The sequence below is a fragment of the Yoonia sp. MH D7 genome, from assembly GCF_054439475.1.
The window spans coordinates 1,793,780-1,811,573 of record NZ_JBTJCF010000001.1 but is presented as its reverse complement, the minus strand read 5'-3'; the positions used below and the strand labels follow the sequence as shown (position 1 = coordinate 1,811,573).

Annotated in this window: 15 protein-coding genes and 1 pseudogene; 7 read left to right on the top strand and 9 right to left on the bottom strand. The window is 54.7% G+C overall.

Features of this window, described 5'->3' with window-relative positions:
• Positions 1 to 10: 10 nt before the first annotated feature.
• From ACXLHR_RS08850 to ACXLHR_RS08810, 9 genes are all read right to left on the bottom strand, one after another.
• The gene (locus ACXLHR_RS08850) at positions 11 to 1,039 is read right to left on the bottom strand and encodes a glycosyltransferase (RefSeq protein WP_458791099.1); all 1,029 of its coding nucleotides are present in this window, start codon (positions 1,037 to 1,039) and stop codon (positions 11 to 13) included.
• Positions 1,029 to 1,703, bottom strand: coding sequence for an acyltransferase (locus ACXLHR_RS08845; protein WP_458791098.1), 675 nt, complete (start codon positions 1,701 to 1,703; stop codon positions 1,029 to 1,031). The genes ACXLHR_RS08850 and ACXLHR_RS08845 overlap by 11 nt, the downstream gene beginning before the upstream one ends.
• 3 nt (positions 1,704 to 1,706) lie before the next feature.
• Positions 1,707 to 2,204 carry a glycosyltransferase family 4 protein gene (locus tag ACXLHR_RS08840; protein ID WP_458792509.1) on the bottom strand — a complete coding sequence of 166 codons (498 nt, stop codon included), beginning with the start codon at positions 2,202 to 2,204 and terminating at the stop codon, positions 1,707 to 1,709.
• 729 nt (positions 2,205 to 2,933) lie between these two features.
• Positions 2,934 to 3,185, bottom strand: a complete 252-nt coding sequence (locus ACXLHR_RS08835; protein ID WP_458791097.1) for a hypothetical protein — start codon at positions 3,183 to 3,185, stop codon at positions 2,934 to 2,936.
• A 21-nt stretch (positions 3,186 to 3,206) separates the two neighbouring features.
• On the bottom strand, positions 3,207 to 4,229 hold the full coding sequence (locus ACXLHR_RS08830) for a hypothetical protein (RefSeq protein ID WP_458791096.1): 1,023 nt from the start codon (positions 4,227 to 4,229) through the stop codon (positions 3,207 to 3,209).
• Positions 4,222 to 5,295, bottom strand: coding sequence for a glycosyltransferase family 4 protein (locus tag ACXLHR_RS08825; RefSeq protein ID WP_458791095.1), 1,074 nt, complete (start codon positions 5,293 to 5,295; stop codon positions 4,222 to 4,224). The genes ACXLHR_RS08830 and ACXLHR_RS08825 overlap by 8 nt, the downstream gene beginning before the upstream one ends.
• Positions 5,292 to 6,278: a sulfotransferase family protein gene (locus ACXLHR_RS08820; RefSeq protein ID WP_458791094.1), complete on the bottom strand. Its 987-nt coding sequence runs from the start codon at positions 6,276 to 6,278 to the stop codon at positions 5,292 to 5,294. Before ACXLHR_RS08820 ends, ACXLHR_RS08825 begins: the two co-directional genes overlap by 4 nt.
• Positions 6,278 to 7,588 (bottom strand): oligosaccharide flippase family protein, encoded by a 1,311-nt coding sequence (locus ACXLHR_RS08815; RefSeq protein ID WP_458791093.1) that lies wholly within the window; start codon positions 7,586 to 7,588, stop codon positions 6,278 to 6,280. Before ACXLHR_RS08815 ends, ACXLHR_RS08820 begins: the two co-directional genes overlap by 1 nt.
• A 222-nt stretch (positions 7,589 to 7,810) precedes the next feature.
• The gene (locus ACXLHR_RS08810) at positions 7,811 to 9,019 is read right to left on the bottom strand and encodes an MraY family glycosyltransferase (RefSeq protein WP_458791092.1); all 1,209 of its coding nucleotides are present in this window, start codon (positions 9,017 to 9,019) and stop codon (positions 7,811 to 7,813) included.
• A gap of 374 nt (positions 9,020 to 9,393) precedes the next feature.
• Here ACXLHR_RS08810 and ACXLHR_RS08805 point away from each other — a divergent pair, with 374 nt between their 5' ends.
• The 7 genes and pseudogenes from ACXLHR_RS08805 to ACXLHR_RS08775 all read left to right on the top strand — a co-directional run.
• Positions 9,394 to 10,380 (top strand): polysaccharide biosynthesis/export family protein, encoded by a 987-nt coding sequence (locus ACXLHR_RS08805; RefSeq protein WP_458791091.1) that lies wholly within the window; start codon positions 9,394 to 9,396, stop codon positions 10,378 to 10,380.
• A gap of 5 nt (positions 10,381 to 10,385) precedes the next feature.
• The gene (locus tag ACXLHR_RS08800) at positions 10,386 to 10,829 is read left to right on the top strand and encodes a low molecular weight protein-tyrosine-phosphatase (RefSeq protein WP_458791090.1); all 444 of its coding nucleotides are present in this window, start codon (positions 10,386 to 10,388) and stop codon (positions 10,827 to 10,829) included.
• Between the two features lie 61 nt (positions 10,830 to 10,890).
• On the top strand, positions 10,891 to 13,083 hold the full coding sequence (locus ACXLHR_RS08795; protein ID WP_458791089.1) for a polysaccharide biosynthesis tyrosine autokinase: 2,193 nt from the start codon (positions 10,891 to 10,893) through the stop codon (positions 13,081 to 13,083).
• The gene (locus ACXLHR_RS08790; protein WP_458791088.1) at positions 13,080 to 15,296 is read left to right on the top strand and encodes a YjbH domain-containing protein; all 2,217 of its coding nucleotides are present in this window, start codon (positions 13,080 to 13,082) and stop codon (positions 15,294 to 15,296) included. Before ACXLHR_RS08795 ends, ACXLHR_RS08790 begins: the two co-directional genes overlap by 4 nt.
• Positions 15,293 to 15,850, top strand: a complete 558-nt coding sequence (locus ACXLHR_RS08785; protein WP_458791087.1) for a YjbF family lipoprotein — start codon at positions 15,293 to 15,295, stop codon at positions 15,848 to 15,850. Before ACXLHR_RS08790 ends, ACXLHR_RS08785 begins: the two co-directional genes overlap by 4 nt.
• A gap of 122 nt (positions 15,851 to 15,972) precedes the next feature.
• Positions 15,973 to 16,305, top strand: a complete 333-nt coding sequence (locus tag ACXLHR_RS08780; protein ID WP_458791086.1) for a hypothetical protein — start codon at positions 15,973 to 15,975, stop codon at positions 16,303 to 16,305.
• Between the two features lie 478 nt (positions 16,306 to 16,783).
• Positions 16,784 to 17,794, top strand: a pseudogene (locus ACXLHR_RS08775) (IS3 family transposase); the annotation flags it as partial.

Here is a 17,794-nt window from a genome sequence, read left to right as displayed (position 1 = left end):
TCGGGGCGCTTTAGGCCACCTCGATGTCGTGGGCCAGGTGTGCGGGGTCGGTCGATATCTCGATGGCGGCACGGGACGCAAATGCAAACGACAGGTTGCAGTGGTCGGTCATGAGGACGGGCAAGGCGTAAGACCACGCCTCTAGGACGGACATTGGGTGACCTTCCGAGAATGAGGGCAGGATAAAAGCGTCAGCATGGGCAAACAGCGCGGTTTTGTCTGCGGCGTAGACGGGACCCGCGAAAATGACGTCGCCCATAAGCATATAGTTTTGGACGCGTTTTTTCAGGGATGCGAGGTGGTCACCATCGTCCCAGCCTGCAATGACAACGCGCCATTTAGCTGCGAGAGTGGGGGATTTGGCTTTGAATATGGCCCAAGCCGCAAGCAATTCTGCGATACCCTTTTTAGGATGTATGCGCCCAAGAAAAAGCAAAACCTTGCGTCCGTCATCGGGTAGCCAGCTTGGACGCTTTGCTGATGATATTTCAGCGCAGCGAGGTAGGTCCGCGCCGTTTGGGGTGATGGCAATCGGATTTTGAAGGCCGAAATCGCGGATCGAGGCGGCTTCGCGACTGTTCAGGGCATGCAGGCAGGCGGCGCGCTTTAAATTGGCGGTCTCGAATAGCGCTGCGGCGATGCGTTTGCGGTTGCGCGAATTGTCCAACGCCCAACGGTCAAGCATACCGTGCGGCGAGATCACAACACCACGTTTATGGCGCAAACTGATGGTCGACGCATAAGTCCAGAGCCCGTGCTGGTGGATGACGTCAGGATTTAGAACTTTGATTGCACTGCGTAATTTAGGGCTGTAGCCGAATTTAGACGGACCGATGCACGGGAATGCGGTCGCGGCGACGGGGTGCCATGTGGGCAGGTCTACTGGTGTGAACGGGTCGGTTGGCGCTAGGACATTTACATGCACGCCTTGCTTGTCGAGTGAGACCATGTTGCGGCGCACCGCATCGAAAATACCGCCTGCGTTGCGCGACAGGCTGGGGGTCAGGACCGCGACAGTGATGGCCGGATTATGCGACATGTGGCTCGGTCCTGACGAGATATTTTGCGGTTTTGGGCAGGTCTTTCACGGGCAGTGCCGGCACGCCTGAATAGAGCGTAAAATCGGGTTGATCTCGTTTGGAATAGACAGAGCCCGCAGCAAGCACCGATGCGGCGGGAAATACCGACCCTTTCAGCAGGATCGTGCCTGTTCCGATAAAGCTATGTTCGCCAATCGTGATCGGCGCGCAGGATTGCCGATTGTGGGTAATGTCGATGGAATGGGTCAGAAATTGACTACGGTAACCCGCCACTGTCGCAAAACGCCCGATGTCGATTGTGTCGGTGCAATCCAGAATATGCCGCGATGTGACGCTGGACCCTTGGCGTAAAAATAGCGCGCTTTTGCGGCTTTTTTCCTGCTGGAAATGTGGCGTACCGTTTGCACCAAACACCCAATTAAAGGTGCCCAGAATTGCGTCGTCTTCAAGCACGAGGTGTTCAATATTTCGGATGATATTGAAGTGGCCCAACCGGCTGCGCGGTCCCATGTGCAGGGTTTTGGTATCGATGAAACATATGCCAAGGTTGGCTGTCGGATCGATTTTCGCGCCGAGTAGCCAACGCGCAAGCACCCGTCTGCCTGTGCCACCGATGAGGAAGGAAAGGATGAAAAAGAGGATTGATTTTAATGATTTTTTCACGGGCTATCCTTTAGAAATGGCCGAGCAAAGCCGGTCGCCATATTTCGCCAAGGTGAAGTCGGCGGCGCGTGTCAGGGCGGATTTGCCCATTTCTGCACATAGGGCGGGGTCGCTAGCGAGGTGATGCAATCTGGATGTCAGGGCGTTGATATCGCCGGAGGGGACAATAAAGCCGTCGATGCCATCGCGAATAACAGAGCCCGTCTCGTAAGTGACAATGCAGGGCAGCCCATAGCTCATGGCCTCATAGACAACTGTCGCAGAGCCTTCGAGGTAAGACGGTAACACAAAGACGTCGGCGTTATGGTAGGCCTGTGCGATGCGCGGAAATGGTTGTTTGCCATGCAGGGTGATGTGTGGCGACGTGAGTTTTTGAGGGTTGGCATTGCTAAGATTACCAAACACATCAAGATGCACGGCCCCGTCAAGCGCATTGACGGCCTGCACCAGGTCTTGCGGGCCTTTGCGGGGCTCGACCGAGCCCACAAATACCGCGCGCAGGGCGCTCTTCGGGGCGCGTGGTACTCTGGTGACGCGCAGTTGGTCAGTGGGGGTAAAGCCGTAAGGGACAACCGTGATTTTTCAGCCGCAACGCCGTACCGAATGAGTTCAGTTTTAACATACGCAGACGGACAAATAATCAGATCGGCCAGCTTCCATTCAGCTTCTTCGCGCTGGGCGAGAATTTCTAACTGGGTGATCTGATAGGCATCTTGGACCGCGGTGTCCGGATCTGCCATGCGCGCCATGAGATCCATCAAAGTACGGCGCGGTGCGACGCATTGTTCTAGCACAAGCCGCTTTCCGAGACCGCTGAATGCGCGGAATGTTTCGAGGGCTTGAATGTCGAACGCGTAGATTGTCGAGACGTTCAGGTGCCGCGCCACCTTTTGTGCCTGTTTCGCCAGTTTTTGCGAGGCAGTGATATGCGGTTGTGCGCTATAGGTCGCGAGATTTTTGATGTCGCGCCGGTATTTTAGTCCAACAAATGGATTGCCGCGCACCTTGTTGTCGGGCAGGTCAATGCAATAGTGACGCAATGTCAGATTGAAACCTGCGGGAAATTTTAACAGGGGCGGGACCCTGAAATCGGTTAAAAGGGCGGCCAAGCGTCCGTTTTCTTGCATGCCGCGTGCCGCGCCAAAGTGCATGCGCCCGGTCAATTGCACGACTAGAATATCGTCTCGCGATGGGGCGTTTTGGGGCCGGTGCATGGTGTGAAGTCCTTTGTTATGCATGCGAATGACCGGTTTTGAGGCGGCCAAGCGGGCGGGTGAGCACCCAGAATGTAAGCAGGCTTGCGGGGACTGATCCGATATCGTTTGTCGCGGCCAAGCATAAAAGCGGGATCGCTATCATCACAAATATCCGGTTCGAAAGACGCTGTGATCTGCGTTCGCAAAATGCGATGAGCACGGCAAAAGCCGCGAAAATCAGCCCGCCAAAAATATCAAATTGCGCGTAGGCTTGCGAGAACCCCATAGGGGCGACGTAGGCATATGACTAGGTGTCAAAATCGCCGCTTGTTTGTTGCCACGGCTCGCCAATTTCGATCAAGAGCGCGTTTTTTGCGGCGGGGCCAAATAGCGAGCTAGGGATGAACTGGCGCACCATCGAGTTCCACACAAAACTGCCGAATTGGAGGTTCCCGCTGTTGTGTGTTTGCGCAATGATGGAGGCGGCGCGTAGGACTTCGTCCGAGCTTTTGATGGCAAAGGTTTCGGTGATGCGTTCCACCGTTGTGACATCCGAGGTTCCGTAGTCAAAACCGGTGACATCCGTGATCGATGCTTGGCGCAAATAGGGAAAGCTGATGATCGCAAGGGCTGCGACAAGGCTTGCAAGTAACACGGTGGGACGTTTGGGGCGGTGCCCCAGAATAACGACCCAACCGTAGATTGCGATGAAGCCCAAGATCAACCGGTCGGTACGGCGGAACAAAAGCGTGATGCTTAAAATCGGGCCAATGCAAAGAAATGCCAGCAGGCAAATTCGAAAAAGGGTGGGGCGTGTGAATGTCGCGATCATTGCGCTTGCGATCGCGATATAGATAAAGCGTGACACAAATAGCAGCCAGACGTTGACCCCTAAAAATCCCATTTGGTAGAACCCTGCACCCAGATAGTAGGACGCAGGTCCGCCAGTGATTACGGTCAGGTATAATAGTGCGCCGCTTGCGGTCAGGCCGATTATCACGGCGTATTGCACGAGGACCCGTTGCGCGCGGATCGATATTTCGGGCCGCCGTTGCGTACAAATGGGCGGAGCAAGCCAACGGTATGTGAGCGTTGCACATAGAAATGATGAAAGCGCCATAAAACTGGCGAGGGTGGTTGTGCCCTGTGCCTGAAAAGACGTGGCCATGTCGTGATCTGATGCGGCGAGCGACAAAAGCTTTGGAAATATGTAGATAGCATGCACCGCCGAAAACAGGAAAAGGTAGCTTGCGATCTTTGTTCCCCGCATCAGGTGCAGTGTCATGACCAGTGATATAACGAGGCCAACGCCCGCAAGAATGCTATCCATTTTGCGGGGCCGATCCATCGGAAATTTCTTGCAAAACGGGGCAAATATCGTGGGCTAAGCTGTGCCTGTATTGCTGCATCGAGAACGCCGTGCGGCGTTGACGTGCGGCACGACTGGCCGCGTTCCAGATGCATTGGTCATCCATAAACACAGTAATGTCGTCTGCTAAGTATTTGAAATCGCGTGCTAAGTGAAAGCGTCCCGCAGTTGCAACGACCTCTTGCAATGCCGGATCGGTGCTTGTGCAAACGGGCGTGCCGCTTCCAAGCGCTTCGGCGGCGACCATGCCCATGCCTTCGCGCGCCAGCGACGGGATGGCGATGACCTTGGCATTGGCATAAACGTATTTTAAGTCTTTGCCCGATAAATTCCCGCGAAAATCGACCGTTATGCAGGGCGTGTCGAGCATCTGCTGCAACGCCGGAACGGCGGGGCCCGTCCCCACGATGACAACATGTAAGTCGCGGGTTTGTGCGATGTGTTTAAGGGCCTCGCCGAGTATAAGCGCGCCTTTTGACTCTGCGATCCGCCCGATGAAGGCCACGTCGATGTTGCGGTCTTTGAAAGCGGGCGGGTTTTCGGTCCATAGCGTGTTTGAAATGGGATTATAGAGACGTAAAGAGCGGGTGCCGTGTGCCAGCGTAGATTGCAGCGTCGACGAGACGCAGACGTGAAGGGCGTCCAGACGTTGGCTTTTTGCTTTTACCCGCGCTAGTAAATTCTGCCGAAATGTGGGGGCTTGGCTTGGCATCTGTTCGGCCATCTCATGAAATACGACCAGCGGTGTGCGCGTGATCAGGCGCGCCAGTAAGGCGCGCAGAGACATCCCGCCGCGACTAAGGATCACGTCATGTGTCTGTGCTGCGCGCAGTAGTTTGGACAGGCTGTGCGCGCGGATGATTTGGTATCCTTCATCAAGTTCGGGACTGGCGTCGGCACGCTCGCTTGCCGTGTAGACCGTGACGTCGTGTCCAAGTGCAGCCAGTTCTTGGGCCATGATCCGGCCTGATGCCTCGGTGCCACCAACGCTTGGATAAAAGTATTGATTATAGATAAGGATTTTCATTGTCGCATGTCCTGCGCACCAGCGCCGCGCGACATAACGGCGTGAAAATCAGTATGCCAATGGGACAGGTCAAGGTTGGTGAGTGCTTCAATCTTTTCGACGTCTTTTGCATACAAGGTTGCAAGTCGCAGGCGCTCGTCTTGGGTCGTGCCGCAAGACACGCGCGATTTGAACACCACACGGTCAGCGATCAACAGACTGTATTTGCGAAAGCGGGCAGGCAGCAGGGCGCGCCATAGGCTGCGCAGTTTCGCGTTTGGATGTTTAATGAAACGCCACAGGCCATTGTTGCGCACGACGAGGCCCTTATTGTGCCGTTCAAATGTCGGTTCAAAGGGCGGCAAACCGAGGAATAAAGCCACTTTCGTCACTATCGCACGCGGATCTTTCGCAAAATCGGCATAGTCGATCACACAGATACTCTCCGCGCCAAAGACCTTGATATAACGTGCGATTTGTTCGCTGTAGCGGGCCACATCGCTATAATAAAGCTGCTGCATGACGCCCGGATTGGTCGCCGCCATGTCGATTTGACCTTGCCTGCGCACAGCCTCGACGTTCATAGCCTCGGTCAATGTCAGTCGGGTTTCGTCGCCTGTCCGGATGCTTTGATGAAAAAGCGACGGGATCATCGAGAGCGGGTTTCTGATCATGATGATGATGCGCGCGTCCGGATTATGCGCGTGGATTTCTTGGGCGGCTTTAGCCGAATAAAGATAGAAAACGGACGCTTCGCCGCATTTTTTACCTGCTGGTGCGCATCGGTATTCTTTTAGTGCTTGTTCGCGGGTGACAACGCGTGTGCGCCAAATGAGGTCACTGCCGAAATAATGCAGCTCCTTGAAGGCCGGAAAATGAACATCTGCGTGCTGGCTGAGGTATTCAAACAGGGATGTGGTGCCGCATTTCGGCGCACCGACAATAAAGAAATCGGGCCATTTTTGCGGCTGAAAATCAACGATTTCTTTATCTTCTAGGGTCATCATCGGTATGCAGACATTGTTTGTTGCGGCGCATTTTTCCAAACGGTGAGGCTGATTGCGATGACAGATAGGACGTTCCAGACTACGATGCTTAGCGCTGTGCCGATCGCAGCGCCCAGCATGCCATGTTTGGGAATAAGTATGGCGTTTGCTGCGATATTGGTGGCTGTGCCTGCGAACATGCAGGCGGCGGCGATCCGTTCGCGACCGGCCATGACAAGAATGTGTTGCATCGGCCCAACCAGCACATTGACCAGTTGTGCGAGCACAAGGATGATCATTGCCGTGCGCGCGATTAGAAATTCGTTTCCGAACAGCGACAGAAATGCATTTGCGTTAACGAGCAGAGCGGCGGCCACAGCCAAGGACGATCCAAACGCCAGCAGGGTCCATTTGAACACAATCGAAAACATCAGACGCGGATCGGATTTATGCAGCTTGCTGATGGTTGGGGACAGCGGAATGATGAGTATTGAAAGCGAAAGGATAACCAGTCCCGCGCCACGCGTGGCGGCATGATAGGGGCCGGCGGCGCCATTGTCATATAACGCGCCAATCATCAGGATGTCTGCATTTGCGTTGACGATGCTTGCACCCGCAATGAGCATAATAGGCAGACCGGCTTGAAGCCATTGTCGCGGCCGGTAGCAGGGCCGCGACGCTGTCAAAAAAGGCAGGTTATGTCTGGAATGCCTCAGCCAGATGAACATCACAAAAGCCAAGCCAAGCAGCGTTGCCAACAGGCGGATTGCGAGGACATTTTCAGCAGAGATGATGGCGTTCATTTGCACGATAAGCAGGCCGGCTAGGGTTAATGCCAGCAGCAGGTTTGCAACAAAATCGCCAAATCCGCTTTGTGCAAAAAGCGCCTGACCAGCGAGAAGCGACTGGTATATGGCGCGTTGTTGCTGGACGACAATGAGCAAAAGACCGATGAATAACATGCCGAATTGGTCGAAACGATTGAGATGTAAAAGGCTTGATAAACCAATGATCCCAAACGCGAAAACAGCCAGAGCGGATACAGACAATGCGAACCTGAGCAACCCCTTCAGGTCGCTCCAGTTCTTCGCGGATGACGCTTCGCCTGATTTGCGCAGGACAACGGTAGCCAAGCCGACCCCGCATACAACAGACCCAATGTTGATCCATCCAATGACCAGTTGCAATGTGCTGTAGTCATTGACGCCAAGGATGCGCGCGGACGCGATCGCGATCGCGAAACCCAACAACATGGATGAAATCTGCATCAACGCGGTCCAACTGACACCGCGAAAAACTGATGGTAGGGCGGGTTTTGCAAAATCCATCTATCGCGCTCTTTTATCCGAAATGATGGAAGGCACGCGCGATATTACGGCGACGATGTTTGCTGCCCTAAATGCCAACGCCCCAACGCTTGCCAAGAGCGAGCATAACAACGGTTCTGCGAACACTGGCCTGTCATCGGTTTCACGCATTTTTATAAAATGCCCCTGCACGCGGCATGCAAACCATGTCACCTAAGAAAATCGCTTGGATGCTAAAAAATGTCATAGGTGCGCGCCCCAAGGTGTGGTCGTGTGCGGGCCAACTTCTTGCGATTTACGCCGTGATTGTGGCGGCCTCGCCAGAATTATGGTTGGCCCGCGCAGATGAACGCCTGCGCCAGCAGTGAAGCCGGTTTTGCGCTTGAAGCTGACAAGCGGGGGCAACAGTGCCACTTTGCGATAAAAGGCCGCGTATAGGACTGCAATTGCGCCGAGGCTGGCGGCAATCCCGAGACTGTTGTTATAAAATAAAACCATCAATCCGCCCGACATCAGTGGCATCGCCATAAGCAACAGCCCTGCGACTGGATTGCGCAAATGTGGCGCGCCGAAAGCAGTTGCAATGCGTTTTGCCTGACTGCGGTACACCAAACTGTGCAGGTGCAAACGGTCCGGTTGCCCGGGTTGGGTGCCTTCGCGCAGGGTCCGGCGCAGGATGGAAGTTCCGGTTTCTATCACAGGATACGCGAGTGCTAGCAGGCCGATAAGCGGTGACACCTCAGGGTTGCGAAACGGCAGGGCCACGGCAATTGCAGCAAGGAAAAAACCGATGGAATAGGCACCCGCATCGCCAAGAAAAATGTTTCCTTTTGGAAAGTTCAACAGAAAAACACCCGCCAAAGTGCCGACGCCGACCACGCAAATTCCGACAATATCGCTATCGCCAATCTGTGCGCCCACAGTCGCAAAACTGGCCAGCGTAATGATCGCCGTGCCCAAGGCAAGGCCGTTAACACCGTCAATTATATTGACCGCATTTGCGACCCCGCCAATCGCGACTGCGGTAAACAGCAGTGCCAAGGGGCCAAACGAGAGCATCCAGTTGATGCCGGAAATGTCGACGGCATTGATTTGGTATCCGGTCCAGATGGAAAAAATAAGCCCCGAACAAATTGTTGCAAATAGTCGCGATTTTATCCCGACACGTTTTGTGATGTCTTCAGTCAGGCCGAAAACAAATGCCGGGATCACCGAGATGCACATCGTGAACCACAAAGATTGCGCATCTTCTGGTAACCAAACGCCGCCAAAACCAGCCCCGAAAAGCAACGCAATGCCGCCTACTCTGGGGACGGGATTTTTGTGTAGTTTCTGCACACCGGCGTGGCTGTCCAGCGAGAGGTGACCGTGAAGGTGTTGGGTCGAAACGATCAGGATTGCGGTCAAAAGGTTAGCGAACAATGCAACCAGAAAGGGTGTCGTGAAAAGCATGGGCGACCTCGATTACCTTTAAAACAACGACGACACAGGCTCCATCGGGCGGGGCAGATATACGTAAGGTTGAATAAAATTTGTCTAAGTGTTGACGTGTTTTTCACTTTTTCCATAACAATCTTAACTATTCGTTAACGACGCTGCGCCATTAGGAATTGGTTAACGCTCGGCAGTTTCTCACTTGAAACACCGGTGTTTTTCGGCGCCTGCGGTGGGTGTCGTGCATTTGTGGCACGTGTTTCCTGCGTGCTTCAGTTGCATTAACCATTTGTTATGAGGTGCATATGCGGATCTTGGCTTTACTCCTTTTTGTGGTCAGTCTCGCGTCGTGCGATGTGACGAAAACGGATTTCCCAGTCCGCACTGAGGCCGTGCAAACTCAGGTCGGGGAAATGGCCTCGAATGTTGCCGTGGTGCGGTTGAGTGCCGATAATATCGCTGCCTTTAATACACCGCGTGACCTGCACGGATCGCGCACCACTGTGCCGCCTGCGGGGGGCACATATAAAATCGGCGTTGGCGATATTCTTGATATTGTGATTTGGGACCATCCCGAGTTGACGCAGCCCACAGGTGCCCCCCGAAGCCCGCAGGACGCGGGAATGCGTGTGCAGGCGGATGGCACGTTCTTTTATCCCTATGTCGGTCAAGTGACTGCCCGCGGCCGCACGCCCGTTTCGGTACGTGAAGATTTGACCCGCCGTCTGGCAGAGTTCATTCCTGACCCGCAGATCGAAGTCCGCGTTGTCGGGTTCAAATCGCAGGCAGTGTCGGTGACCGGACAGGTGGGGGCGGCGCGTCGCCAGCCATTGACCGACACGCCGCTGACACTTTTGGATGCAATTGACGCGGCGGGGGGGCTGACCACGGACGCTGATCCGCGCAAGGTCATTTTACGCCGAGGTGGCCACGGCTATAACGTCGACATGCAGGCGTTTCTGGAACAGGGCATCGCCGAGAATAATCCGGTTTTGCAAAACGGCGACGTTGTCAGTGTTCCAAAACTGGAACCGCAAGAAGCCTATATTTTGGGACAAATTGCAAAGCCCTCGACGGTGGATTTGACCCGTGAAAATGTCACGCTGACCCAAGCTCTGACGCGCGTTTGGGGCCTGCATGAAGATCAGGCCGATGCACGCGGGATATTTGTTTTCCGCGACACACCAATGGGGATCAACGTGTATCAACTGGACGCCTCGAACCCGATGGCATTCCTGATTGGAACCCGTTTTGTAATCCTACCCAAAGACGTGATTTATGTAACGACCGCACCACTTTATCGCTGGAACCGGTTGATTTCGAGCTTGTTGCCATCCGTGACCTCGGCGCGCCTGCTTGATGTGGCAGCAGCAGGGTAAGGGCGGTGTTCAGGTCGGTTTTGGTGGTCTGCGTGGGCAATATTTGCCGGTCGCCGCTTGGCGCGCGTATCTTGCAGGATGCCCTGCCGGAAATGCAGATAACGTCGGCGGGGCTGGCAGCGGTGATCGGCGCCCCTGCGGATAAGATGGCGGCTCAAATTGCAGCCGAAATTGGCGTAGATATGGGGGGACATATTGCGCGGCAACTGACCAACGAGATCGGCGCTGCACATGATTTGATCCTTGTCATGGAACAAGAGCACCGCGCCGAAATTGGCCGCAGGTTCGCGCAACTTTCTGGTCGCACGATGCTGTTTGATCATTGGGGCGGCGCCCACGGGATCGCCGATCCCTACCGCAAACCAGCAGCGGCGCACCGCATAGCGCGGAATTCGATTTCAGACGCGGCAGCGGCATGGGTGCTCAAACTGGGCGGGCCAAGGTCATGAGACAACCTGCCTGCGATGCGGCTTGGTCAAAAGAGATTTGGTCAAAAGATTGGACGCGATAATGAACAGCATGACCCCACATTTTGATGCGGCAGACGATGACCAGATTGAATTTGGACAATTGCTGGCGGACATTTGGGCAGGGAAGTTTCTGATCGCCGCAGCCGTGTTCGTGGCGGCGCTTCTGGCCGCGTTTACGGTTCTGAAAACCGAACCTGTCTATCAGGCACAAGCGGTGTTGCAATTAGAGACGCGGTCCGGCGCCATGGCGCTACCTTCGGGCATGTTAGAGCTGTTTGGCGGCAACGCGGCCGATAGCGGCGCAGAGGCCGAAATGGAGATTATGAAGTCGCGCACCGTCATGGCACAGGCGGTTCAGGCGCTGAATTTACAGGCCTATGCCGCTGCGCGCCCGTTGCCGTATCTCGGGTTGATCCCCGCGCATCTTGGATTGCCGGACCCCGAAATTGCAGCGTTACAACCCTACCAATGGGGCAACGAGACGATACGATTAGGCGAGATCGTCGTGCCGCAGGCGTGGCTGGGACTGATGATGCCATTGACGATCACCGGCCCTGCGTCCTACGACGTGTCCCTGCCTGACGGCACCGTTGCCACAGGGGTATTGCGCGCGCGGCTGGCCTTACCGGCACAGGGGTTTTCGCTGATTGTTGACGAGCTTGACGGGCCGGTGGGCCGCGTGTTTGACATTGGCCGCGAAACCTTGCCAGAGGCCGTTGACCAGCTGTTAGCGGCGTTTTCCGTGGCAGAAGCACCAAACAGGTCATCCGTGCTAAGGATCCGGTTTGCGGGTCCTGACCCAAGACAGGCCGAGGTCATCCTCGATGCGATTGCGCGCTCTTATGTTGATCAGAACATTGCCCGTGGTGCTGCCGAAGTGCAGAACAGTCTGACATTTATCGAACAGCAATTGCCACTTGCCGAGGTGGAAGTGTCCAAAGCGCAGGACGCGCTGAATGCCTACCGCCAGCAGCAGCAGTCGGTTGATGTGGATTTCGAAACACGAACGCTCTTGGTGCAAGCCACTGAAATCGAAGCGCAATTAACGGCGATTTCGTTGCAGGAGGAAGATCTGAAAAAACGGTATACGGTTAATCACCCCGTTTATCAGGCATTACTTCAGACAAAGACCTCGCTGGAAATGCAACTAGAGGGTGTGCGGTCTTTGACCTCGGGCCTGCCTGAAACGCAAAAAGAGATTTTCAACCTTACCCGTAATTTGCAGGTGTCGCAGGATGTTTATGTTCAGTTGCTAAGCCGCGAGCAAGAGCTGCGGGTTGTGCGTGCCTCGTCGGTAGGCTCGGTGCGGGTGATTGATACGGCGTATTCCAATGGCAAACGGGTCGCGCCGCAGATCAAGCGTACGGTGGTGCTATATATATTGATCGGGTTCGCGGTGGGGATTGCGCTGGTTTTGTTGCGCCGCCTGCGCCGTTTGGGTATCTGCACTGCGCAAGACATCGAGGCCGCCGGTTTGCCGGTTTTTGCGACTATCAATTATGCACCGGATGCTGCGACAGCGCATAAACGTCGCGGCAAGCTGCCGATTTTCGCCGTAACCGATCCGGATAGTCTGGTTGTAGAAGCCTTGCGATCGCTGCGCACCTCACTGCATTTCGGCATGCTTGATGCCAACACGAACACGGTCCTTTTGACTTCTGCCGATCCCGAGGTCGGGAAAAGTTTTACCGCCGTGAACTTGGCAACCGTGGCCGCGCAAGCGGGCCAAAAGGTTTGCTTGATCGATGCAGACCTGCGCAAAGGATATTTGCGCCGTTATTTTGATGTGGAAAAAAGCACGTCAGGACTTGCGGACTATTTGGCCGGGGAAACGCCCTTGGACGAGGTTTTGATCAAGACCCCGATAGAGGGGCTATCGGTGATCACAACAGGCCATTACCCACCCAATCCGTCCGAGCTCTTGATGCGTGCCACATTCGAGACACTGCTACAGACATTAAATGCGCAGTTTGATCTGATCATTGTTGATAGCCCGCCCGCACTTGCGGTGACTGATCCGGTTGTTATCGGGCGATTTACCGGCACGACACTGCTGGTTACCCGCCATGTGACGACCATGATGGGCGAGGTCGAGGCCGTAAAGCGCATGTTCGAGATTGCGGGTGTTAAAATTTCGGGCGCGATTCTGAACGGCTATAAGGTTTCGGAAGGCGGCGGGTATGGCAGCCGGAATTACAATTATCGCTATAGTTACAAAAGCGACAGAACGTGAGGTCCGCGCATAGCCTTTGGTTGTCGTGCCGCGCGAGTTTTATCGATGATGAAAAACCGAACACGACCGTAAAAAGGCGATTACCTGCGATCGGAATTTTGCCCGCCAACCTTTGGCTAGGTCACTGCGGTTTTGCTGCGATGATGGTTTTGAGCAGTTTCGCCGCACCAGCAAGCGCACAAGAGCGCAGCTTTGCATGGGGCTATAACAGTTTTGGTGTGCCGGGCATGATCGATATGCCAACCGCATTTGGCCGCGAGGATGCAGAGTTTGCCTTCACCAGCAGCCATGTCCAAAACCAGACCCGCAATACGCTTACCTTCCAAGCGTCCGAACGGTTGTCGGCGGCACTGCGCTATGCGTTGCTATATGACGTGCGTTATGCGCCTGACAGTGACCCGTTCCCGTTTCTTTTTGACCGTAGTTTTTCGCTACAATATCGTGTGCTGGACGAGCAGCGGTATCTGCCAGCGGTGGCGATCGGGATCAACGATATCATCGGCACCGGAATTTATAGCGGTGAATATCTGGTCGCGTCCAAAACGATCTCACCGCGATTGCGCGCGACGGCTGGACTTGGCTGGGGCCGTCTGGGTAGCAAGGGCGGTTTTTCAAATCCGTTAACCGGCGTTTTCGGCGACGCATTCGGATCCCGCCCCAGTTTGTTATTCGGCGCTGGCGGCAAGTTTGATCCTGAACAATGGTTCAAGGGTGATGCCGCGATTTTTGGCGGGGTAGAGTGGCAAGCCACAGACGCTTTGCGTATGACGGCAGAATATTCCTCGGACGATTATGGCCGCGAAGACGGGGCCGCTTTTCACTATCGATCGCCCGTTAACTTTGGCGTCGCGTACCAGTTCAATGATCGCATCAGCGTTGACGCCCGCTATCTTTACGGTTCCGAAATCGGCGTGCAGTTTACTTATGCGGTGAATCCAATGTCGCCAAGGTTCGGCTCTGGAATCGAACCCGCTCCGCCACCGGTTTTGCGCCGTGACGACGCACCGCCGGCACAAAACGAGGCGAGTTTTGCAATCTCCGCCAGTCGCGCCCTGACACAAGAGGGGATCACGCTTGCAGGTGTGCAACTCGACGCAAATGTGCTGAGCATACAGGTCGAAAATACGCGCTATGGCACATCCGCCCAAGCACTCGGGCGCGCGGCGCGCGTGCTGACCCGCCTTGCACCTGTGCAAATCGACACATTTGATATCCGGCTTGCATCAATGGGTGTTCCCGTGACGTCGATTGTGATGCAACGCAGTGATATAGAGGGCTTGGAATTTCATCCGGTGGCCCCTGACCTGTTGCGATCAAAGACGCGTATCGTGGATGTGACGTCGGGCTTACCTGCAGTGGACGGGCGATATCCCGCTTTAAATTATGGCCTTCAGCCTTATATCGCGACCAGCCTGTTTGACCCTGACAAACCCGTTCTGGCAGATTTTGGTCTAGCTTTAGATGTGCAATACGCGCCGCGGCCAGGCATTGTTTTGTCAGGGATCCTACACCAGAAAATTGCAGGTAATCTGGACAGTAGCACCCGCACTTCGACCTCGGTTCTGCCGCGCGTGCGCAGCGAAGCCTATCTTTTTTACAAGGGCAGCGACACAACGGCGCTGGAACTGACCGCTGCATATTATTTCCGTCCGGGTCAGGATTTGTTCGCCCGCGCCACTGTTGGCTATTTAGAACGCATGTTTGGTGGCGTCTCGGCCGAGGTGCTATGGAAACCACAAAACAGTCGTTTGGCTCTCGGGGCCGAGATGAATTATGTAAAGCAGCGTGATTTTGACCAAATGTTAGGGTTTGCAACGTATGAAACCTTCACCGGTCATCTTTCGGCCTATTACGATATCGGACGTGGTTATCAGGCGCAGGTAGATGTCGGACAGTATCTCGCAGGCGATCTGGGGGCCACTTTTTCGGTGGCTCGGACTTTTAATAACGGCTGGCGTATCGGCGCCTTTGCGACATTGACGGATACCCCCTTCGAGGATTTTGGCGAGGGATCGTTTGATAAAGGGATAGAAATTACGATCCCGCTTGATTGGGTGACGGGGCAGGCCAGCAAAACCAGACTTAGCTCCGTGCTGCGCCCGGTGCTGCGCGATGGTGGTGCGCGCCTGAACGTGTCGGGCCGATTGTACGATCCGGTGAGGACCTTGCAGGCAACCGAACTGGATGCGACGTGGGGGCGGTTTTGGCGATGAAATTGATAGTGTGTTTGGCCGCGCTTGCTTTGGCAGTCGCCTGCCAACCGATCGCTGCGCCGTTAAATGCTCCCAATGATCCGCCGCGCGAGGGCGGGATGCACGTCGCGATCCCGTCACGCGGGGCGAACGCCATCTTGTCGCGCGTTGCGACGAACGGGGATATCGACACATGGATGGCCGTTGACGGTGTTTCGCTGTCATTCCGACAAGGCGTTCTGGTAGGTAGCCGCGGGCTTGGCTTTGATCTGATGGGCGCCGACGCGACGGGGACGTTGAACGCAATCGCGGGGCAGCACCAAGAGGTTTACCCTCGCCAGATGCGGTATCTGACAGGCGACAACCATGCGGCTTATCTTTTGGCTGGGTGCCATATGAAAACTGTCGGCACGGACATCATTGACGGGCAACGACTGCGGCTATTGCAAGAGACATGCACGGCACATCCTTATGATTTTGTGAACGATTTCTGGGTAAACGAGCACGACAATATCGTAAATTTCAGGCAGTGGGTGTCGCCTGAAATTGGCGATATTCTAGGCCGTATAAAGTGAAACCACATCGAGAACCTTTTAACCGATTAGTAATAGGCACACGGTAATCTACGCACTAAATCGGGCTGGAATTATATTTCTGTGTTGTTCATTCCAGCTGGGCCAAAGCATTGGAAACCACTATGAAAACGTTTATTTTATTTCTGTTCGCAGCTGTGCTGGTCTCGCCAGTCAATGCGGAAACTGGGGCGCGGCATTCTGAAGATACGCTAATTGCTATGGCGAATGATCGCGCTTTTTGCGGTTCAAAACAGACCGCAATTGCTGCGGAATACATAAACGAAACAGAAAATGCGACCTACGTAACGTGCAGTCTTGATGCAGAAGGATTTGTGCCTCTCGCATTTGCAGGTCTTGGATTGGGAAGTACGGCTTTCAGCGCTGCCGCCGCGGGCTTAGGTGTTGCTGCCATAGCCGCCGGTGGGGCAGGTGGCGCAACACCTGATACCCAGTGACCCGCCTCCCATAGCCCTCCAATTTTCTGCGGCATCCGAAATGTTTGAAAATCTGTCATGTTACCCCATTGGTGCGAGCAACACTGCCGATTAGCGTTCAAACATCCCTCCGATAAACCTCCCGTTGACGGTGGGGCTGCACGAAAACGGAACAGCTCCAACGTGTGGGGTAAATCCGAATGTCGCGTGGATCGCATAAACGCAATGCCAACGCGACCATCGAAGCAACGACAAGTTCGCAAAAAGGGCGGGGTAAAACTTTCAGTCCCGTCTCTATTTCCTGCTCTTAAAATATAATCACCGGATAGAATTACAAAATATCTGGACACTCTGACCAATAACTCTTGGCGGCATAATACACGCTTTGTGCCGGACCTGCGCAGTTGCGCAAGAAACAAGTGGAATCTGGGTAATCCTCCCCAAAACTAAGGGGATGCGGAAGTAGAATTTTCTCGGCAAGATATCTGAGGAGATTTTGATGAAGATGACGAGATATAGCGAACCCCAAATCCTTGCGATCCTGCGCCAAGCCGAAGGCGGTGTGCCTGTCTCTGAGCTGTGCCGCGAGCACGGCATGAGCAACGCGTCATTCTACAAATGGAGGTCGAAGTATGGCGGGATGGACGCATCGATGATTAGCCAGATGAAGGCCCTTGAAGACGAGAACCGGCGTCTCAAGAAGATGTATGCCGAGATGAGCATGCAAGCTGAGTTACTGAAGGAAGCCCTTGGAAAAAAGTGATCCGGCCAGCCCTGCGTCGGGGTCTGGCCGAGAAAGCTGTGGCGCGACACGGTGTCAGCATTGCGCTGGCCTGCCGCACCTTTGGCGTGAGTGAGACCTGCTATCGTTACAGCCCGCTCTTGAGCGACGAGAACGAAGAGGTCGCCGATCTGCTGGTTGGGCTAACGACCGCCCGGAAGACGTGGGGGTTTGGGCTATGTTTCCTGCATCTACGCAATGTGCAGGGCCATCCGTGGAACCACAAACGCGTTTACCGCATCTACTGCGAACTGGAACTGAACTTGCGGATCAAACCTCGGAAACGGTTAAAGCGGGACAAACCCGATGCGCTGGCAGTGCCAGACGCACCGAACGTGACCTGGTCGATGGACTTCATGGCGGATCGCCTCGGGGACGGTCGGGCGTTTCGGCTGTTGAACGTGCTGGACGACTTTAACCGCGAGGGTTTGGGCATTGAAGTTGATTTTTCTTTGCCCGCCGAACGGGTCATTCGCAGCCTCAATCGGATCATCGAATGGCGTGGAAAACCAGAAACTATTCGGGTTGAATAATGGCCCAGAATATATCAGTGGCAAGCTGTTAGAATGGGCTGAAAAACAAGGTATTAGCATCCAGCATATCCAACCCGGAAAGCCGCAGCAGAACGCTTACATCGAGCGCTACAATCGCACGGTCAGGCATGAATGGTTGGACCAACACATCATTGAAAACATCGAGGAGGCGCAAGACTTCGCCACACAATGGCTT

Excerpts from the sequence above, each read along its gene's own strand:
- ACXLHR_RS08850 (WP_458791099.1), bottom strand. The coding sequence starts at position 1,039 with ATGTCGCATAATCCGGCCATCACTGTCGCGGTCCTGACCCCCAGCCTG.
- ACXLHR_RS08835 (WP_458791097.1), bottom strand. The coding sequence starts at position 3,185 with ATGGGGTTCTCGCAAGCCTACGCGCAATTTGATATTTTTGGCGGGCTG.
- ACXLHR_RS08830 (WP_458791096.1), bottom strand. The coding sequence starts at position 4,229 with ATGGATAGCATTCTTGCGGGCGTTGGCCTCGTTATATCACTGGTCATG.
- ACXLHR_RS08825 (WP_458791095.1), bottom strand. The coding sequence starts at position 5,295 with ATGAAAATCCTTATCTATAATCAATACTTTTATCCAAGCGTTGGTGGC.
- ACXLHR_RS08820 (WP_458791094.1), bottom strand. The coding sequence starts at position 6,278 with ATGACCCTAGAAGATAAAGAAATCGTTGATTTTCAGCCGCAAAAATGG.
- ACXLHR_RS08815 (WP_458791093.1), bottom strand. The coding sequence starts at position 7,588 with ATGGATTTTGCAAAACCCGCCCTACCATCAGTTTTTCGCGGTGTCAGT.
- ACXLHR_RS08810 (WP_458791092.1), bottom strand. The coding sequence starts at position 9,019 with ATGCTTTTCACGACACCCTTTCTGGTTGCATTGTTCGCTAACCTTTTG.
- ACXLHR_RS08795 (WP_458791089.1), top strand. The coding sequence starts at position 10,891 with ATGAACAGCATGACCCCACATTTTGATGCGGCAGACGATGACCAGATT.
- ACXLHR_RS08785 (WP_458791087.1), top strand. The coding sequence starts at position 15,293 with ATGAAATTGATAGTGTGTTTGGCCGCGCTTGCTTTGGCAGTCGCCTGC.
- ACXLHR_RS08780 (WP_458791086.1), top strand. The coding sequence starts at position 15,973 with ATGAAAACGTTTATTTTATTTCTGTTCGCAGCTGTGCTGGTCTCGCCA.